The organism is Pseudomonas sp. JBR1, from assembly GCF_028198185.1.
Taxonomy (GTDB): Bacteria; Pseudomonadota; Gammaproteobacteria; order Pseudomonadales; family Pseudomonadaceae; genus Chryseomonas; species Chryseomonas oryzihabitans_E.
The window spans coordinates 2,993,578-3,011,146 of the sequence record NZ_CP116340.1 but is presented as its reverse complement, the minus strand read 5'-3'; the positions used below and the strand labels follow the sequence as shown (position 1 = coordinate 3,011,146).

Sequence of the window (17,569 nt, the reverse complement as noted above, 5' to 3'; positions counted from 1 at the left end):
GCGTGGCATCCCAACAGCGGGCAGGGCGTCTTGTCATGCCCCTGTGACAACGGACCCGGGGGCAAATGCGGCTCGGGTCACGAGTTTTTCCGCTTGAGCGCGTCTAGCTACGTCGTTCCACGATATAGCGGGCCAGGGCGCGCAGGGGTTCGGCGGGCTCGCCCAGCGGCTCTATGGCGGCCAGGGCGGTGTCGCGTAGCTCCAGGGCATAGGCCTTGGCGGCGTCCAGGCCAAGCAGCGCCGGGTAGGTCGGTTTGTCGCGGGCGAGGTCGGCGCCCTGGCGCTTGCCGAGGGTTTCCGTATCACTCTCGATGTCGAGCACGTCGTCCCACACCTGAAAGGCCAGGCCGATGGCCTCGGCATAGCGGGCGAGGGCGTCGCGCTCGGTAGGGCCGGCGGCTTCGCTGGCCAGAGCGCCGAGCTGGACGCTGGCGGCGATCAGGGCACCGGTCTTGTGCAGGTGCATGGTTTCCAGCGCCGGCTGGTCGATACGCCGGCCGACCGATTCCAGATCGATGGCCTGGCCACCGACCATGCCCGCCGGGCCACTGGCGCGGGCCAGCACGGCGACCATCTCCAGTCGCACGGCGGCAGCCTGGGGCGCCGCCAGCAGCGCCTCGAAAGCCAGGGTCTGCAGGCCGTCGCCGGCGAGGATGGCGCAGGCCTCGTCATAGGCCTTGTGGGTGGTGGGTCGGCCGCGACGCAGGTCGTCGTCGTCCATGGCCGGCAGGTCGTCGTGGACCAGGGAATAGGCGTGGATCAGCTCCACCGCGCAGGCCGCCTGGTCGGCGCGCGCCGGATCGCCCCCCAGGGCTTCGCAGGCGGCGTAGACCAGCAGTGGCCGTACTCGCTTGCCGCCACCCATGACGCTATAGGCCATGGCGGCATAGAGCCGGGCGAGTTCGGCGCGGGGCGCGCTGAAGAGGGGAGCGAGGGCGGTATCGACGCGGGTCTGGCAGCGTTGCTGGTAGGCCTCGATCATGCGTCGTCCCCGGCCGGAGCGAAGGGGGCGGCCGTGAGTTCGCCATCCTTTTCCAGCAGGATCTGCACCTTCTGCTCGGCCTGCGCCAGGGCGCCCTGGCATTCGCGGGTCAGGCGGATGCCCTGTTCGAAGGCGCCGAGGGAGTCCTCCAGGGACAGCTCGCCGCTTTCCAGGCGTTCCACCAGGGTCTGCAGTTCGGCCAGGGATTGTTCGAAGTCGGGAGCTTTCTTGCGGGCCATCGGGATTCTCGGCAGACGCGATCGGATCGCGGGAAGGTAGCAAAGGGCGGAGCAGGGTAGCAATTTTGCCACACTCGGCGGCGCTGCTTGACGCGGGGCGCGTCGACGCCCTAGGGTAGCGGTCATGAATACGCGCAGCTCCCAACGCCCCAGCATTATTACCGCCATTACCTGATGGCGGGACAGCGTTAGCTGCGCAACCAGACCCGCCCAAGAGGCGGGTTTGTACTTTCTGACTCCTGGGCCCCGACGAAACACCCCAGGAGCCCACCATGACCGCCCAGGAACCCGCCACCGCTCTCTTGCAGCGCTATGCCCGCAAGATCCTCGAAGCCCCCGTCTACGACGTGGCCATCGAGACGCCCCTGCAACCGGCGCGGGCGCTGTCCGAACGGCTGGGCTGCCAGGTGCTGCTCAAGCGCGAAGACCTGCAGCCGGTATTCTCCTTCAAGATCCGTGGCGCCTACACCAAACTGGCCAGCCTCTCGGCCAGCGAGAAGGCGCGCGGGGTGATCACCGCCAGCGCCGGCAACCATGCCCAGGGCTTGTCCCTGGCGGCACGTGAGCTGGGCGTGCGGGCGATCATCGTCATGCCGCGCACCACCCCGGAGCTCAAGGTCATCGGCGTGCAGTCCCGCGGTGGTGAGGTGGTACTGCACGGCGACGCCTTTCCCGAGGCCCTGGCCGAGGCGCTGCGCCTGGCCGAGGAGCAGGGCTACACCTTCGTGCCGCCCTATGACGATCCCGACGTCATCGCCGGCCAGGGCACCGTGGCCATGGAGATCCTGCGCCAGCACCCCGGGCGGCTGGACGCCATCTTCGTCCCCGTGGGCGGTGGCGGCCTGATCGCCGGTATCGCGGCCTATGTGAAATACCTGCGCCCCGAGGTCAAGGTCATCGGCGTCGAGCCGGACGACTCCAACTGCCTGCAGCAGGCCATGGCCGCCGGCGAACGAGTGGTCCTGCCGCGGGTAGGGCTGTTCGCCGACGGCGTGGCCGTTGCCCAGATCGGCCACCATACCTTCGAGATCTGCCGGCGCTACGTGGACGAAGTGATCACCGTGAACAGCGATGAGATCTGCGCGGCGATCAAGGACATCTACGACGATACCCGCTCCATCACCGAGCCTTCGGGCGCCCTGGGGGTGGCCGGGATCAAGAAGTACGCCGAGCGTGAAGGCAGTGGCGGCCAGGTGCTGGTGGCCATCGATTCCGGCGCCAACATCAACTTCGACCGCCTGCGCCATGTGGCCGAACGCGCGGAGCTGGGCGAGCAACGCGAAGCCATCATCGCCGTGACCATTCCCGAGCGGCCGGGGAGCTTTCGCGCCTTCTGCGAGGCCCTGGGCCGGCGGCAGATCACCGAATTCAACTACCGGTACCACACCGGCGAAGAGGCCCATATCTTCGTTGGCGTCCAGACCCATCCGCAGCGCGATCCGCGTGACGCCCTCATCCAGGGCCTGCGCGACCAGGGCTTCCCGGTGCTGGACCTGACCGACAACGAACTGGCCAAGTTGCATATTCGCCACACCGTGGGTGGCCATGCGGCACGGGTCGGTGAGGAGCAGGTGTTCCGCTTCGAATTCCCCGAGCGGCCCCGGGCGCTGTTCGACTTCCTCGACCGCCTGGGCGGACGCTGGAACATCAGCATGTTTCATTATCGCAACCACGGCGCGGCGGATGGGCGGGTATTCGCCGCACTGGAAGCCAGTGATGCCGAGCGGGGCGAGCTGCTGGCGACCCTGGATGCCATCGGCTATCGCTATTGGGACGAGACCGAGAATCCGGCGTATCGGTTGTTTATCGGGTGATTGGGCTTTCAGGATCGCAGCATGGCAGTCCGTCGATGCGGCCGCTCTGCATTGATCGCGGCCATGGGCCGCTCCTACGGGTTCATCCATGCCTGTAGGAGCGGCCCATGGCCGCGATAGTCTGTAACGGGCACTGGAGCCTGTCAGTGGAAAAGGCTGCGCCGTTTTCCACGCTACGGAGTTCAACTGCCCCCTCTCCCTCTGGGAGAGGGCTGGGGTGAGGGCGACCAGACGCCAGAATTAAACTGTTGGGCTTCGCTGTGCTTAGCGCCAACCTACGAGAGCGTCAATCCGCGTCATACCGCGCACTGAAGGCCTGGACGAAGGCGTTGCGCAGGATGTTGAAGAAAGCCTGTAGCGGACTGATGTCCTGGTTCTTCACGCTGCCTGAGAGATCCACCCGGGTGGCGAACTGGTCGCGGGGCTGGTTCTTGAGCAGGGTCTGGGCGGTGCCCACCACGGCTTCCCAGGCGCTTTCCAGGGCGTTCTTGTTGCGGTTCTCGACGTCCTGCTGCCAGTCGAAGATATCGACGTTCTTCATCAGCGGCTTGACGTAGCCACTGAGCCGGCCGTCCACCGCCTTGGCCTCCACCACCACGTCGCCGCTACCGGCACGGAAATCGAACTTGCCATAGGCGCGAGCGAAATCGTTGAGTTTGGGCAGGTCGATGTCGGTGACTCTCAGGCGGAAATCGAAGTCGGTGAAATCCTTGAAGGGATCGAAGCGGGCGCTGGCTTCCAGGGGGGCGCTGCCGAGGATGGCGGCCTTGCCTTCGAAGTGGGCGATGCGCTCGCCCTGGGCGTCGGCGGCGTTGGTCAGGTTGTAGAGGCTGGCGTTGACGTCGGTGGCCGCCAGGTTCACCTGGGGCTTGGAGTTGAAGTTGCGGAAGGTCACCCGCCCATTCACCACCCGTACCTCGTCGAGGGTGATGGAGATCAGCTTGTCCACCTGGTCCTGCCAGTCGGTGCCTTCACCGGTCTGCGACTGCTCCTTGCGTGCACCGCCGTCGACGAAATTGAGTTCGGGGTGATCGAAGAGGATGCGCCCGACGATGGCATGGTCCTGCCACAGCGAACGCCAGCTCACCGCGATATCGATGCTGGGCGCCTTGAGAAAGGGCACCGGCACCTTGCCGTTGACCTTGACGATCTCCAGTCCTTCGATGCGATAGGCGCCGCGCCACCAGGCCAGGTCCACGTCGGCGATCTGGCCACGATAGTCGCCCATGTCCGCCAGCTTCTCGTTGAGGTAGTGGCGGATCACCAGGGGGGCGGCCAGGTGCAGGCACAGCAGCACGACGACCAGGCCGATAAGGATGAAAAGAGGCAAACGCAGACGACGGGACATGATGGCAGCTCAGGGCGGACTCGTTCCCGGTCGACCCTGCAGAGCGGGTCTGAGTTTCTTTCTGCTTCGTCAGCTCGTTGACTCAGGCAGACCTGAATGTCGCGAGCGGCTCTGCTTGGCGGCCGGCGCCCCACCGCACTACCCAGCCCGTGCTTGAACGACAGGCGCAAAAAAGCCGGCTTGTGGCCGGCTTTCGAGGGCGGGTTGAGCTGATTTTTGGTGAGCCCGGCCCGCCCGGGTTGCCCTTGCCGGGCAGATGAGAAAGAGGCCTGGGGCCTCCAGCGGCGATCGGCAGATGGCGGATCGGCGCAGGGTCGCGGATGGCGACGAGGGGTGCAGAGTAGTCGCTTTGCCACCGGATAGGAAGTCCGGAATGGCTGGTGTGACGTCCGGAAACAGAAAAGCCCGGCGAGCCGGGCTTTTCGAAAGGAACGCGGATCAGCCCTTGTAGGCGGCCACGGCCTTGGTGATCTCGGCGCGGGCGGCGTCGGCGTCGCCCCAGCCTTCGACCTTGACCCACTTGCCCTTCTCCAGATCCTTGTAGTTCTCGAAGAAGTGCTTGATCTGCTCCAGCAGCAGGGCCGGCAGGTCGGTGTATTCCTTCACGTCCTTGTACAGGACGCTCAGCTTGTCGTGGGGGACGGCGATCAGCTTGGCGTCACCACCGGCTTCGTCGGTCATGTGCAGCACGCCGACCGGACGGGCGCGGATCACGGCGCCGGGCGCGACCGGGTAGGGGGTCACGACCAGCACGTCCAGGGGATCGCCATCGTCGGCCAGGGTGTTGGGGATGTAGCCGTAGTTGGCCGGGTAGAACATGGGGGTGGCCATGAAGCGGTCGACGAAGAGGGCGTCGCTGTCCTTGTCGATCTCGTACTTGATCGGCGCGTGGTTGGCCGGAATCTCGATGGCGACGTAGATGTCGTTCGGCAGGTCTTTGCCGGCGGGAATCTTGCTGTAGCTCATGAACGGGTCCCTCTGGTCGGTTGGGAAAAGTGGCCGGGAGTATAGGCGCTTTCAGATCAGGGTTCGAGCCTCGGACCCCGGGGTTGTCGGGTGTTGCACGCTCGCCAGGCTGGCGGCGAGACGGCTGCGCGGGTCCTGGCGGAACAGTTGCTGCAGCTGTGCGTAGACGGCTGGATAGTGCTCGCTGAGCAGGTCGGGGGCGCTGAAGAAGTACTCGCAGGCGACGGCGAAGAATTCCTCGGGGCTTTCCGCCGCATAGGGATCGAGGACGGTCTGCGCATCCGGATCGGCATCGAGCTGGCGATTGAAGTCGTCGTAGGCGGTCTGCAAGGCGCTGGTCCAGGCGGCCTGGGGCATGCCTTCGTGCAGCGGCGGCTGGCCATTGCACAGGCCACCGGCGAGCAGGTCGATGAGGTGGGCGAATTCGTGGATGACCAGGTTGTAGGCCTCCCAGCCGCCACTGGCCTGGATGCCGGGCCAGGCCAGCACCACCTGGCCGCGGTCCCAGGCCTCGCCGTCGCGTTCCTCGTCCCACTCGTGTTCCAGGCCGCCCTCGTCGCGATGGCGCTGCGGGCTGACGAAGGCGTCCGGGTAGACGACGATCTCGCGGACATTGGGGTAGAGCGCTGCTTCCGGCAGGTGCAGCAGCGGCAAGAGCGCCTGGGCGGCCAGCAGCAGCCGGTCGCCGTCGTCCAGTGCCAGGCCTTCGAGCAGGGTGAGGCGCTTCTCGGCGAGGAACAGCACGCAGTGCTCGCGCAGCCAGGTGTCTTCCTCCTCGCTCAGGCCATCGAGGATCGGCAGGCGCTGGCGCAGGCGCGCCCAGAGGTCATCGGCGATGGCGACCCGCTCCAGCAGGCGCCGCTCGCGCCAGGCGCGCCAGAAGCCCAAGGACTCAGGCCCCGCTCTGGACCGCGGCGCGACGACTCTTGATCAGGCCGAGGATCATCGGCAGCAGGGAGATGCCGATGATGGCCAGGACCATGACGGTGAGGTTCTGCTTGATGAAGGGCACGTTGCCGAAGAAGTAGCCCAGGCTCACCAGGCCGCCGACCCACAACAGCGAACCGAGCACGCTGTAGGCGAGGAAGTAGGGGTAGTGCATGCGCCCGACGCCGGCGACGAAGGGGGCGAAGGTACGGATGATGGGCAGGAAGCGCGCCAGGGTGATGGTCTTGCCACCGTGGTGCTCGTAGAAGGCCTGGGTGCGCAGCAGGTAGTCGCGGCGGAATACCTTGGAGTCGGGGTTGCTGAACAGCTTGTCGCCGGCGAAGCGGCCGATCAGGTAGTTGGTGCTGTCGCCCGCCACTGCGGCGAACATCAGCAGGCCGGCCAGCAGATAGGGATCCATGTCGCCCAGGGCGGAAATGGCACCGGCGATGAACAGCAGGGAGTCGCCGGGCAGGAAGGGCATGACCACCAGGCCCGTCTCGCAGAAGATCACGGCGAAGAGGATGACGTAGATCCAGGTGCCGTACTGGGCCACCAACCCGCTGAGATAGACGTCGAGGTGCAGGATCAGGTCGATCGGGTTGAATTCCATGGGGCGTGCCTACCGTAGGTGCGAGGGTCCGGCGGCGATTATAAGGGCAGCCGGGGCCAGCGTTTGTGGCCTGGTCGAGATCGGCGCCGGGAAAAAACGCCAGCCGCTCAGAGGTCAGGGTAGGCGAAAGGTTCACTCCCGCGCCGGGACCGACGCGGGAGTGGCGCGCTGGTTCTCAGCCCAGCGCCATGTCGATCACCACCCGACCCTCGATACCGCCGCCGTGCATGCGCGCGAAGATGTCGTTGATGTTCTCCAGCGGCTCGGCGCTCACCGTGGCCTTGACCTTGCCTTCGCCGGCGAAGTCCAGGGCCTCCTGCAGGTCCAGGCGGGTGCCGACGATGGAACCGCGCACCGTGGTGCCGTTGAGCACCATGTCGAAGATCGACAGCGGGAAGTCACCCGGCGGCAGGCCGTTGAGGGCGATGGTGCCACCGCGACGGGTCATGCCGATGGCCTGCTCGAAGGCCTTGGGCGAGACCGCCGTGACCAGGGCGCCGTGGGCACCGCCGATCTCCTTCTTCAGGTAGGCCGCCGGGTCCTGCTCGCGGGCATTGACCGTGACCTCGGCGCCCAGTCGGCGGGCGAGGTCGAGCTTCTTGTCGTCCACATCCACCGCCGCCACGTTCAGGCCCATGGCCCGGGCGTACTGCACCGCCATGTGGCCCAGGCCGCCGATACCGGAGATCACCACCCAGTTGCCCGGCTTGGTGTCGGTCATCTTCAGGCCCTTGTAGACGGTGACGCCGGCGCAGAGGATGGGCGCGATCTCGACGAAGCCGACGTTGTCCGGCAGGCGGCCGACGTAGCCGGCATCGGCCAGGGTGTATTCGGCGAAGCCGCCGTTCACCGAGTAGCCGGTGTTCTGCTGGGATTCACAGAGGGTCTCCCAGCCGCCCAGGCAGTGCTCGCAATGGCCACAGGTGGAATACAGCCAGGGCACCCCGACCCGGTCGCCTTCCTTGACGTGGGTGACCCCGGCGCCCACCGCCACCACATGGCCGACGCCTTCGTGACCGGGGATGAAGGGCGGATTGGGCTTGACCGGCCAGTCGCCCTGGGCGGCATGCAGATCGGTGTGGCAGACGCCACTGGCGGCGATCTTGACCAGTACCTGGCCGGCGCCTGGGGTAGGCACCTCGACTTCGCGGAATTCCAGGGGTTTGCCAAAGGCGGTGACGACAGCGGCTTTCATTGTTTTAGGCATGACGAGTCCCTCATGGATGCATGATGCGTGGATGAAGCCAGACGGGGCCTGCGCCGGGACGCACCTGTCCACCGCGGGCGGCCGTTGCCTCTAGCGTCGGCCACCCACGGGGAGCGGGTGTTGATCCAGGTCAGGTGGGAGGCGCGCCTCGACTTCCTGCTGAGGCGCGCGATCCAGGCGTCGCTTTAGAAGAAGCCCAGCGGATTGATGTCGTAGCTGACCAGCAGGTTCTTGGTCTGCTGGTAGTGGTCGAGCATCATCTTGTGGGTTTCACGACCGACGCCGGATTTCTTGTAGCCGCCGAAGGCAGCGTGGGCGGGGTAGAGGTGGTAGCAGTTGGTCCAGACGCGACCGGCCTTGATGCCGCGACCCATGCGGTAGGCGCGATTGATGTCGCGGGTCCAGACGCCGGCGCCGAGTCCGAACTCGGTGTCGTTGGCGATGGCCAGGGCCTCGGCTTCGTCCTTGAAGGTGGTCACCCCGATCACCGGGCCGAAGATCTCCTCCTGGAAGACGCGCATCTTGTTGTGGCCCTTGAGCAGGGTCGGCTGGATGTAATAGCCGCTGGCCAGGTCGCCCTGCAGTTTCTCGACGTTGCCACCGGTGAGGAACTCGGCGCCTTCCTCGCGGGCGATCTCCAGGTAGGAGACGATCTTCTCGAACTGCTGCTGGGAAGCCTGGGCACCGACCATGGTCTCGGTGTCCAGCGGATCGCCGCGCTTGATCTGGGCGATCTTCTTCATCACCGCTTCCATGAAGGGGGCGTAGATGGATTCCTGCACCAGGGCGCGGGACGGGCAGGTGCAGACCTCGCCCTGGTTGAAGAAGCCCAGCACCAGACCTTCCGCGGCCTTCTCGATGAAGCTCGGCTCGGCCTGCATGATGTCTTCGAAGTAGATGTTGGGCGACTTGCCGCCCAGCTCCACGGTGCTGGGAATGATGTTCTTGGCCGCGCAGGAGAGGATGTGCGAACCCACCGGGGTGGAGCCGGTAAAGGCGATCTTGGCGATACGGGTGCTGGTGGCCAGCGCCTCGCCGGCCTCCTTGCCATAGCCCTGCACCACGTTGAGCACGCCGGGCGGCAGGAGGTCGCCGACGATCTCGGCGAACAGGGTGATGGACAGCGGCGTCTGCTCGGCGGGCTTGAGCACCACGCAGTTGCCGGCGGCCAGCGCCGGGGCCAGCTTCCAGGCGGCCATCAGCAGCGGGAAGTTCCAGGGGATGATCTGGCCGACCACGCCCAGTGGCTCGTGGAAGTGATAGCTGGCGGTGTTGTCGTTGATCTCGGCGGCGCTGCCTTCCTGGGCGCGGATGCAGCCGGCGAAGTAGCGGAAGTGATCGGCGGCCAGGGGCACGTCGGCGTTGAGCGTCTCGCGCACCGCCTTGCCGTTGTCCCAGGTCTCGGCGACGGCCAGTTTTTCCAGATTCTGTTCGATGCGGTCGGCGATCTTGAGCAGGATCAGCGAGCGGTCCTGCACCGAGGTGCGGCCCCAGGCATCGGCGGCGGCGTGGGCGGCGTCCAGGGCGCGTTCGATGTCGGCGGCGTCGGAGCGGGGAAATTCACCGATCACCGAGCCGTTCACCGGAGAGGTGTTGGTGAAGTACTGGCCTTTCACCGGGGCGACGAATTCGCCGCCGATGTAGTTGCCGTAGCGGGCCTGCAGGGTCAGCAGGGCGTCTTGGGTGCCGGGAGCTGCGTAGCGCATGGTGGGTCTCCTGTTTGTTCTTGTATGAAGCGGCGCTCCGATCCTGAGCAAGGCGCGGGCCAAGTCGGGCGAACCCGCATGGATGCGACGTTGCGGGCTTTTCCAGGGAGTGCCGTCACCTGTCACTGTGACAGAGGTGTCACCCCTTGGCGTGACAGCCTGTCACCTGGGGGTGACAGAGTGCGCAGTCCGATCGATTTGGCCTATGCTGGAGGCCGCGCAGACGCCCCCGCGGAGGACAACGACAATGGCCGCCACCCCGTCCGATCGTCATGCCAGCCAGGTGCTCGAACTCGCCCGCGGCGCTGTCCCTGACGGCCCGGCCAGCGATCCGGCCATCGCCCGCTCCTGGCGGCGCTGTCTCGACGAACACCAGCTCGACCCGGCCGCGCGCGTAGCGCCCTGGGTGCTGGAGCGCGCCCGCTTCGACGAGCACCGCCAGCGCCAGCAGCGGGTCTTGCAGATCGCCCGCGGCCAGATGAATTCCCTGCACCAGCAGCTGGGCGGCGCCGGCCATGCCGTGCTGCTCACCGATGCCCGCGGGCTGATCCTCGATTGCGTGACCGCCGAGGCCGAGCGCGAGACCTTCCAGCAGGCCGGACTGTGGCTGGGCGCCGACTGGAGCGAGGCCTGCGAAGGCACCAACGGCATCGGCACCTGCGTGGTGGAGCGCCAGGCGCTGACTATCCATCGCGACGAACACTTTCGCAGCCGCCATACCCAGCTGACCTGCTCGGCCAGCCCGGTCTTCGATCCGGCGGGCGAGCTGCTGGCAGTGCTGGATGTCTCCACGGCCCGTCAGGAGTCCTCGCGCCAGGGCCAGTTCCACACCATGGCGCTGGTCAATCTTTCGGCCAAGCTGATCGAGAGCTGCTATTTCCTCGACCGTTACGCCGCTGGTTACCTGCTGCGGTTCCATGCCCAGGCGGCCTATGTCGGCCTGCTCAGCGAAGGGCTGCTGGCCTTCGACGACGAAGGTCGCGTCCGGGCCGCCAACGAAACCGCGCTGATGCTGCTCGGCCTGGCGCGTAGTGCGGTGTTGGGGCAGCGGATGGAGGCCCTGTTCGAGCTACGGCTGGACGACCTGTTGGAGCGCGCCCGCCCGCAACCCAGCGCCTGCTGGGCGTTGCGCGGACGCCAGGGGCAGGGCTTCCACGGCCTGGTGCGCGGCCCTCAGGTGCGCCCGGTCACCCCGGTAGCGGTGCCCAAGGCGCCCCTGCCCAGCGGTATCTGCCTGGCCGATCCGGCCTTGGCGCGGGATTTCACCCGGGCGCTCAAGGTCCTGGAGCGCGACGTGCCGGTGCTGCTGCATGGCGAGACGGGCACCGGCAAGGAAGCCTTCGCCAGCGCCCTGCATCGCGCCAGCAGTCGCGCCGGTCAGGCCTTCGTCGCGCTCAATTGCGCGGCCATCCCGGAGACGCTGATCGAAAGCGAGCTGTTTGGCTATCGCGGCGGCAGCTTCACCGGGGCGCGCAAGGAAGGCATGGCCGGCAAGCTGCAGCAGGCCGATGGCGGCATCCTCTTTCTCGACGAGATCGGCGACATGCCCCTGGCGCTGCAGACGCGCTTGCTCAGGGTGCTGGAAGAGCGCCAGGTGGTCCCCCTCGGCGGCGGTGCTCCGCGTGCCCTGGACCTGCGCCTGGTCAGCGCCAGCCACCGCGACCTGGAGGCCCTGGTGGCCGCCGGCAGTTTTCGCGAAGACCTCTACTATCGCCTGCGCGGCCTGGTGGTGACCCTGCCAGCCCTGCGTGAGCGCAGTGATCGCGGCGAACTGCTCGATCTGCTGCTGGCCGAGGAAGCCCGCGGCGAGTCGATCCGTCTCGATCCGGCGGCGCGTGCCTGTCTGCTCGCCCAGCCCTGGCCTGGCAACGTCCGCCAGTTGCGTACCGTGTTGCGCACCCTGGTAGCCCTGAGCGAAGACGGCCATATCGGCCTGGACGAGCTACCGGCGGAGTGCCGTGGTGCCCGGCTCTCCGTTCCATCCAGCGTGGCGCCGGTCGACAGCGCCCGGGAGGAGCTGCGTGGGGTGCTGGACGACTGCCACTGGCAGATGACTCGCGCGGCCAAGCGCCTGGGGGTGAGTCGCAACACCCTTTATCGCTGGTTGCATCAGCACGGCTTGCAGCGCCCGCAGGATTAGCGCTCCGCCTTGGCACAGAGGTGGGCGATGCAGGGCGAGACGAATAGACTGCCCCGGTAGGCGCCTGCCAGGGTGCGGCTGGCGACCAGGGCCCATAGCAGGGCCAGCAGCACCACCAGCACGGCGCCCAGACCGGTGAAGAAGGGCGCCGCCAGGGCTTCCCCCAGGCGCAGGGTGGTCAGGGCATAGACACCCAGGGGAAAGGTGAAGCCCCACCAGCTCAGGTTGAAGGGCATGCCCTCACGGGCATGGCGCTGGGTCACTAGCACAGCCAGCGCCAGCCACCAGAGCCCCAGTCCCCAGAGCAGTACCGCGCCTAACAGGCCCAGGCCCTGGGCGATCTCGCCAATTCCGGCCAGGCCATGGGCGGCAAACACTGTCGGTGCATCGGCGCCCAGTACCAGCAGGCCCAGGGCGCCGGTGGCGATCGGTCCCAGCGCCAGCCAGCTCGACGCGGCCATGCTGGCCGGCGGCAGCTTGTGCAGCGCCAGGCGCAAGAGCAGGATCACCAGCAGGCTGAGGGCGACGGGCACCGAATAGGCCCAGAGCACATAGCTGGCGACGAGCACGCTGAATTGCTCGCTGACAGCCAGGTGCGGCACCAGCAGGCCACCACTGGCCGCCGCCACCTCCGCTGCCACCACCGGCAACAGCCAGACGGCGGTCATCTGGTCGATGCGATGCGCCTGGCGGGTAAACATCAGATAGGGAATCAGCACTCCGCAGGCCAGCGCCATGGCCGCATCCAGCCACCAGAGGCCGAGCGCCAAGGGCAGCACCGCCTCACCCCAGCGCGGCAGGCCGAACAGCAATAGGCCGTTGATCAGCGTGGCCAGGCCCATGGGGATGGTGCCCAGGAACATGGAAACCGTGGCGTGGGCGAAGATCTCGCGGGCTTCCTGGTAGAACAGCAGCCAGCGGGCGGCATAGAGCCCGGTGAACAGGCTGAACAGCAGGACATCGAGCAGCCAGAGGCCTTCGGCGATGGCATGCAGGCCGGGAAGCGGCAGGGGGAAGGCTGCCAGCGCGAGCGCCAGGATGCCCGTGCCCATGGTCACGGCGAACCAGTTGGGCGTGAACTGGCGGATGACCTCCAGTGGGCGGTCGAGCTGGCTGAAGGGTCTGAGTACCTGCTCGGGGACGACGGTGAAAAGCGGCATGGCAGGGCTCCGGAAGGGATGGCCTTCAGGCTAAGCCTGCTCGCTTATCATTAAAAATGAATGATTATGAAATATTAAACCACTGGTTAGATAAGGCGCTGCCCTTGCTTGCCAGGCAGCGCCTGGGCATCAGGGCTTGGCCACGTGCCAGACCTGGTTCACGCCATCACCGGTGGTATCGCCCGGCTTGCTGTCCTTGATCCAGGTATACAGCGGCTTACCCTGGTAGGCCCATTGCTGGCTGCCGTCGTCACGGGTCACCAGGCTGTAGCCATCGGCGGCCTTGGCCCCGGCCTCGGCTTTCAGCGGTGGCCAGTTCTGGGCGCAGGGGCCGTTACAGGCGGACTTGCCCGCGCTGTCCTTGGCGAAGGTGTATAGCGTCATGCCCTGGCTGTCGACGAGCACCTTGCCCAGGGCGGTGTCGGCGATCTTGGTCGGCGCCGCGGCGAGGGCGAGTCCGGCGAAAGAGAGGGTTGCAACGGTAATCAGCAGGCGTTTCAGCATGGTCGACCTCTTGTCATTGTCATTAAGGCGAGCGTACCTACGGACGTGCACAGGCATCCGCATAGCCAGGGATGCCCTTCGCACTCTAGTCGAAATCCCGGTGGATGGGGCGAGCGCAGCGCTCCGCCATCCGAGACGGCCATCGCTCCGGCGGCGCGGCCCCCCGTGCTAACCTTGCCGCCGTTCAATTTGCAGCGGAGCCCGCCTGTCATGCACATCCACATCCTCGGTATCTGCGGCACCTTCATGGGGTCGCTCGCGGTGCTGGCCAAGGAAGCCGGCCATCGCGTGACCGGCTCCGACGCCAACGTCTATCCGCCCATGAGCACCCAGCTGGAGGCCCAGGGCATCGAGCTGACCCAGGGCTACGATCCGGCGCAACTCGATCCGGCGCCGGACCTGGTGGTGATCGGCAACGCCCTGTCGCGCGGCAATCCGGCGGTGGAGTTCGTGCTGGACAAGGGGCTGCCCTATGTCTCCGGTCCTCAGTGGCTGGCCGAGCATGTGCTGCAGGGCCGCTGGGTGCTGGCGGTCGCCGGGACCCACGGCAAGACCACCACCACCAGCATGCTGGCCTGGGTGTTGGAGCACGCCGGCATGAGCCCGGGCTTTCTCATCGGCGGGGTGCCGCAGAACTTCGGCATCTCGGCGCGCCTGGGCGGTACGCCCTTCTTCGTGGTGGAAGCCGACGAATACGACAGCGCCTTCTTCGACAAGAGATCCAAGTTCGTCCACTACCGGCCGCGGACCACCATCCTCAATAACCTGGAATACGATCACGCGGATATCTTCCCGGATCTGGCAGCCATCGAGCGGCAGTTCCACCACCTGGTGCGGACCATTCCCAGCAGCGGCCTGATCATCCATCCCACCGCCGAGACGGCGCTGGTGCGGGTGCTGCAGATGGGCTGCTGGACCCCGGTGCAGACCACCGGCGCCGACGGTCAATGGCAGGCCCGCCTGCTGGCCGAGGACGGTTCGCGCTTCGAGGTGCTCTTCGATGGCGAGGTTCAGGGCACCGTGAACTGGGAGCTGACCGGCCAGCACAACGTGGCCAATGCCCTGGCCACCCTGGCGGCGGCTCGTCATGTCGGGGTGGTGCCGGGTATGGGCGTCGCCGCCCTGAGCGAATTCCGCAGTGTGAAGCGGCGTATGGAGAAGGTCGCCGAGGTGCGCGATGTGACCGTCTACGACGACTTCGCCCACCATCCCACCGCCATCGCCGCCACCCTGCAGGGGCTGCGCGCCCGGGTCGGCAGCGAGCGCATCATCGCCGTCATCGAGCCGCGCTCCAATTCCATGAAGCTGGGCGCCCACCGCGACGGTCTGCCAGACAGTGTCACCGGTGCCGACAGCGTGGTCTGGTACGCCCCGCCGAATCTAGGTTGGGACCTGGCCGGAACCGCCGCCGCCTGTCAGGTGCCTGCGGTGGTCTGCGATTCCCTGGAGGCCATCATCGCCCGGGTCCAGGCCGAGCTGGACGGACCCACCCATGTGGTGATCATGAGCAACGGAGGTTTCGGCGGCCTGCACGGCAAGCTGGCCGCGGCCCTGGAGCAGGCATGATGGCCGGTCCGGAACGTATCACCCTGGCGCTGACCGGCGCGTCCGGCTCTCAGTATGGCCTGCGTCTGCTCGACTGCCTGGTGCAGGAGGAGCGCGAAGTGCACTTCCTCATCTCCAAGGCCGCGCAGCTGGTGATGGCCACCGAGACCGACGTGGTGCTGCCGCCCAAGCCCCAGGCCATGCAGGCCTTTCTCACCGAATACACCGGCGCGGCCCCCGGCCAGGTACGGGTGTTCGGCCAGAGCGACTGGATGGCGCCGCCGGCGTCCGGCTCCAGCGCCCCGGCGGCCATGGTGGTGTGTCCCTGTTCCACCGGTACCCTGTCGGCCATTGCCACCGGCGCCAGTAACAATCTCATCGAACGCGCCGCCGACGTCGCCCTCAAGGAGCGCCGGCAACTGATTCTGGTGCCGCGCGAGTCGCCGTTCTCCAGCATCCACCTGGAAAACATGCTCAAGCTGTCCAACCTGGGCGTGACCATCCTGCCGGCCTCGCCAGGCTTCTATCACCAGCCGCAGACCCTCGATGACCTGGTGGACTTCGTGGTGGCACGCATCCTCAACACCCTGGGCATCCCCCAGGACATGCTGCCGCGCTGGGGCGAGCATCACCTGTCCGGTAACGATGACTAGTGTCGTCTCGCGCCTCGGCCTGCTGCTGACGGCCGTCCTGATCCTCGGCGGCTGCGCCACGGCGCGCACCCTGGACGCCGCCAAGCCCGGTGCGCCGGTGGTCTATGCCGGCACCCGGCTGGATCTCTATGCCCTGCAGGGCGGCTGCTGCGCCTTGGATCGCTTCGGCGCCGAGGCCCCGGCCTGGCCAGTACTGGACCTGCCCGGCAGTGCCCTGCTCGATACCCTGTTGCTGCCGCTGTCGCTGCCGGCAGCCATTGGCGGGCGGGGCAGCGTGCGGGGCGGGCTCTAGCAGGCTTGCAGCAACTCCCCGAGCTTGGCCATGGCCGCCTCGCTGCGCGCGTCCCAGGGATGACCGCAGTTGAGTCTGATGCAGTTTCGAAAGCCCTGCTGCGCGGAAAAGATCGGCCCTGGCGCCAGGCTGATGCCCTCGGCCAGCGCCTGGCGATACAGCGCCAGGCTGTCCACCCGGGAGGGTAATTCGAGCCAGAGGAAGTAACCGCCCTGGGGGCGGCTGACGTGGGTGTCGGCCGGAAAGTAGCGGCGCGCCGCGGCCAGCATGGCCTGGCGCTGCCGGTCGAGACTCAGTCGTAGCCGGCGCAGATGACGATCGTAGCCACCGTGCTGCAGATAGTCCGCCAAGGCGGCCTGGGCCGGCATCGAGGGGGTGATGGTGGTCATCAGTCGCAGTCGCGCGACCGCTCCCGCCTGGCGTCCGGCCGCGATCCAGCCGATGCGATAGCCGGGGGCCAGGCACTTGGAAAAGGAGCCGCAGTGCAGTACCAGGCCATCGGTGTCGAAGCGCTTGACCGGGCGGTGCGGTTCGCTGCCGCTGTAGAGTTCGGCATAGACGTCGTCTTCCAGCAACGGCACCTGGTGGCGTCGCAGCAGGCCATAGAGGCGCTGCTGGGCCTGGTCGTCGAGGCTGACCCCGGTGGGGTTCTGCAGGCCGCTCATGAACCAGCAGGCCTTGATCGGCAGGCGGGCCAGGGCCTCTTCCAGGGCGTCGAGATTGAGGCCGTGCTCGGGGTCGACCGGGATTTCCACCGCCTTGAGTTGCAGTCGTTCCAGCACCTGCAGGCTGGCGTAGAAGGCCGGGCTTTCCACCGCGACCAGATCGCCGGGGCGGGTCAGGCTCTGCAGGCCCAGGTTGAGCGCCTCCAGGGCGCCGTGGGTGATCACCAGCTCTTCGCCGACCTCGGGCATGCCGGCCAGGCCATAGCGCCGGGCGATCTGGCGACGCAGCTCGGGATGACCGGGGGTCACGTAGGCGGTGAGGTCATGGGCGGGCAGGTCGCGCAGGCCGTGGGCCATGCTGCGGGCCAGGCGCGCCAGGGGAAAGAGATCGGGGCTGGGAAAGGCCGAGCCGAAGGGCACGATGCCCGGATCCTGCAGGGACTGCAGCACCGAATACACCAGGTCGCTCACCGCTACCTCGGTGCCTTCCAGCGGGGCGAGCAGCGGCGCCGAGTCGCGTGACCGGGCGGGTTCGCGGACGAAGTAGCCGGATCTCTCCCGCGCCTCGATCAAGCCACGGCTTTCCAGCAGGTAATAGGCCTGGAATACCGTGGAGGGGCTGATGCCGTGCGTCTGGCTGGCACTGCGCACCGAGGGCAGGCGATCGCCGGGAGCGAGGACGCCGGTGGTCATCAGGGTGGCGAGCTGGTTGGCGAATCTTTCGTAGCGCTTCATGCAGGGCCAGGGCAGGGGAGACCGTCACTATAGCGAGCACGGGCCCATCTGATCCGGTTTTTCATGTGTCTAC

General features: G+C 67.0%; 16 protein-coding genes. 5 read left to right on the top strand and 11 right to left on the bottom strand.

The window, feature by feature from the left end; translation table 11 throughout:
• Positions 1-103: 103 nt before the first annotated feature.
• Positions 104-982 (bottom strand): polyprenyl synthetase family protein, encoded by an 879-nt coding sequence (locus PJ259_RS13895; RefSeq protein WP_271653243.1) that lies wholly within the window; start codon positions 980-982, stop codon positions 104-106.
• Entirely contained in the window at positions 979-1,221 is a 243-nt protein-coding gene (locus tag PJ259_RS13890) for an exodeoxyribonuclease VII small subunit (protein ID WP_059316431.1), read from the bottom strand. The genes PJ259_RS13895 and PJ259_RS13890 overlap by 4 nt, the downstream gene beginning before the upstream one ends.
• 272 nt (positions 1,222-1,493) lie before the next feature.
• On the opposite strand from PJ259_RS13890, the gene ilvA reads away from it, so the two are divergent.
• Complete coding sequence (gene ilvA / locus PJ259_RS13885) at positions 1,494-3,035, top strand: threonine ammonia-lyase, biosynthetic (RefSeq protein ID WP_271653242.1); 1,542 nt, start codon at positions 1,494-1,496, stop codon at positions 3,033-3,035.
• Positions 3,036-3,321: 286 nt separating this feature from the next.
• Here ilvA and PJ259_RS13880 read toward each other — a convergent pair whose 3' ends face one another.
• The 6 genes from PJ259_RS13880 to exaC form a co-directional block, all read right to left on the bottom strand.
• Positions 3,322-4,383, bottom strand: a complete 1,062-nt coding sequence (locus PJ259_RS13880) for a DUF748 domain-containing protein (RefSeq protein WP_271653241.1) — start codon at positions 4,381-4,383, stop codon at positions 3,322-3,324.
• Positions 4,384-4,821: 438 nt separating this feature from the next.
• Complete coding sequence (gene ppa / locus PJ259_RS13875; protein ID WP_007161198.1) at positions 4,822-5,349, bottom strand: inorganic diphosphatase; 528 nt, start codon at positions 5,347-5,349, stop codon at positions 4,822-4,824.
• A 51-nt stretch (positions 5,350-5,400) separates the two neighbouring features.
• Entirely contained in the window at positions 5,401-6,237 is an 837-nt protein-coding gene (locus PJ259_RS13870) for a zinc-dependent peptidase (protein ID WP_271653240.1), read from the bottom strand.
• 4 nt (positions 6,238-6,241) lie between these two features.
• A complete protein-coding gene (locus PJ259_RS13865; protein WP_271653239.1) occupies positions 6,242-6,889 on the bottom strand; it encodes a DedA family protein in 648 nt (215 codons plus the stop codon).
• Positions 6,890-7,064: 175 nt separating this feature from the next.
• On the bottom strand, positions 7,065-8,096 hold the full coding sequence (gene adhP, locus PJ259_RS13860) for an alcohol dehydrogenase AdhP (RefSeq protein WP_271653238.1): 1,032 nt from the start codon (positions 8,094-8,096) through the stop codon (positions 7,065-7,067).
• 185 nt (positions 8,097-8,281) lie between these two features.
• Positions 8,282-9,802, bottom strand: coding sequence for an acetaldehyde dehydrogenase ExaC (gene exaC, locus PJ259_RS13855; RefSeq protein WP_184289988.1), 1,521 nt, complete (start codon positions 9,800-9,802; stop codon positions 8,282-8,284).
• 247 nt (positions 9,803-10,049) lie between these two features.
• Here exaC and PJ259_RS13850 point away from each other — a divergent pair, with 247 nt between their 5' ends.
• Positions 10,050-11,942, top strand: a complete 1,893-nt coding sequence (locus PJ259_RS13850) for a sigma-54-dependent Fis family transcriptional regulator (protein ID WP_271653237.1) — start codon at positions 10,050-10,052, stop codon at positions 11,940-11,942.
• Here the strand turns inward: PJ259_RS13850 and PJ259_RS13845 are convergent.
• Both PJ259_RS13845 and PJ259_RS13840 read right to left on the bottom strand, forming a co-directional pair.
• Positions 11,939-13,102 (bottom strand): C4-dicarboxylate ABC transporter, encoded by a 1,164-nt coding sequence (locus PJ259_RS13845; RefSeq protein ID WP_271653236.1) that lies wholly within the window; start codon positions 13,100-13,102, stop codon positions 11,939-11,941. The genes PJ259_RS13850 and PJ259_RS13845 overlap by 4 nt on opposite strands.
• A gap of 129 nt (positions 13,103-13,231) precedes the next feature.
• A complete protein-coding gene (locus PJ259_RS13840) occupies positions 13,232-13,606 on the bottom strand; it encodes a COG4315 family predicted lipoprotein (protein WP_271653235.1) in 375 nt (124 codons plus the stop codon).
• Positions 13,607-13,816: 210 nt separating this feature from the next.
• On the opposite strand from PJ259_RS13840, the gene mpl reads away from it, so the two are divergent.
• From mpl to PJ259_RS13825, 3 genes are read left to right on the top strand one after another with little or no spacing between them, the layout of a single operon-like run.
• Positions 13,817-15,172: a UDP-N-acetylmuramate:L-alanyl-gamma-D-glutamyl-meso-diaminopimelate ligase gene (gene mpl, locus PJ259_RS13835; protein WP_271653234.1), complete on the top strand. Its 1,356-nt coding sequence runs from the start codon at positions 13,817-13,819 to the stop codon at positions 15,170-15,172.
• Positions 15,172-15,804 (top strand): flavin prenyltransferase UbiX, encoded by a 633-nt coding sequence (gene ubiX, locus PJ259_RS13830; protein ID WP_007161189.1) that lies wholly within the window; start codon positions 15,172-15,174, stop codon positions 15,802-15,804. The genes mpl and ubiX overlap by 1 nt, the downstream gene beginning before the upstream one ends.
• Positions 15,797-16,096 carry a YceK/YidQ family lipoprotein gene (locus tag PJ259_RS13825; RefSeq protein ID WP_271653233.1) on the top strand — a complete coding sequence of 100 codons (300 nt, stop codon included), beginning with the start codon at positions 15,797-15,799 and terminating at the stop codon, positions 16,094-16,096. Before ubiX ends, PJ259_RS13825 begins: the two co-directional genes overlap by 8 nt.
• On the opposite strand, the gene PJ259_RS13820 is transcribed toward PJ259_RS13825, so the two are convergent.
• Positions 16,093-17,496 carry an aminotransferase-like domain-containing protein gene (locus PJ259_RS13820; RefSeq protein WP_271653232.1) on the bottom strand — a complete coding sequence of 468 codons (1,404 nt, stop codon included), beginning with the start codon at positions 17,494-17,496 and terminating at the stop codon, positions 16,093-16,095. The two genes, PJ259_RS13825 and PJ259_RS13820, sit on opposite strands and share 4 nt — an antisense overlap.
• Positions 17,497-17,569: the final 73 nt, after the last annotated feature.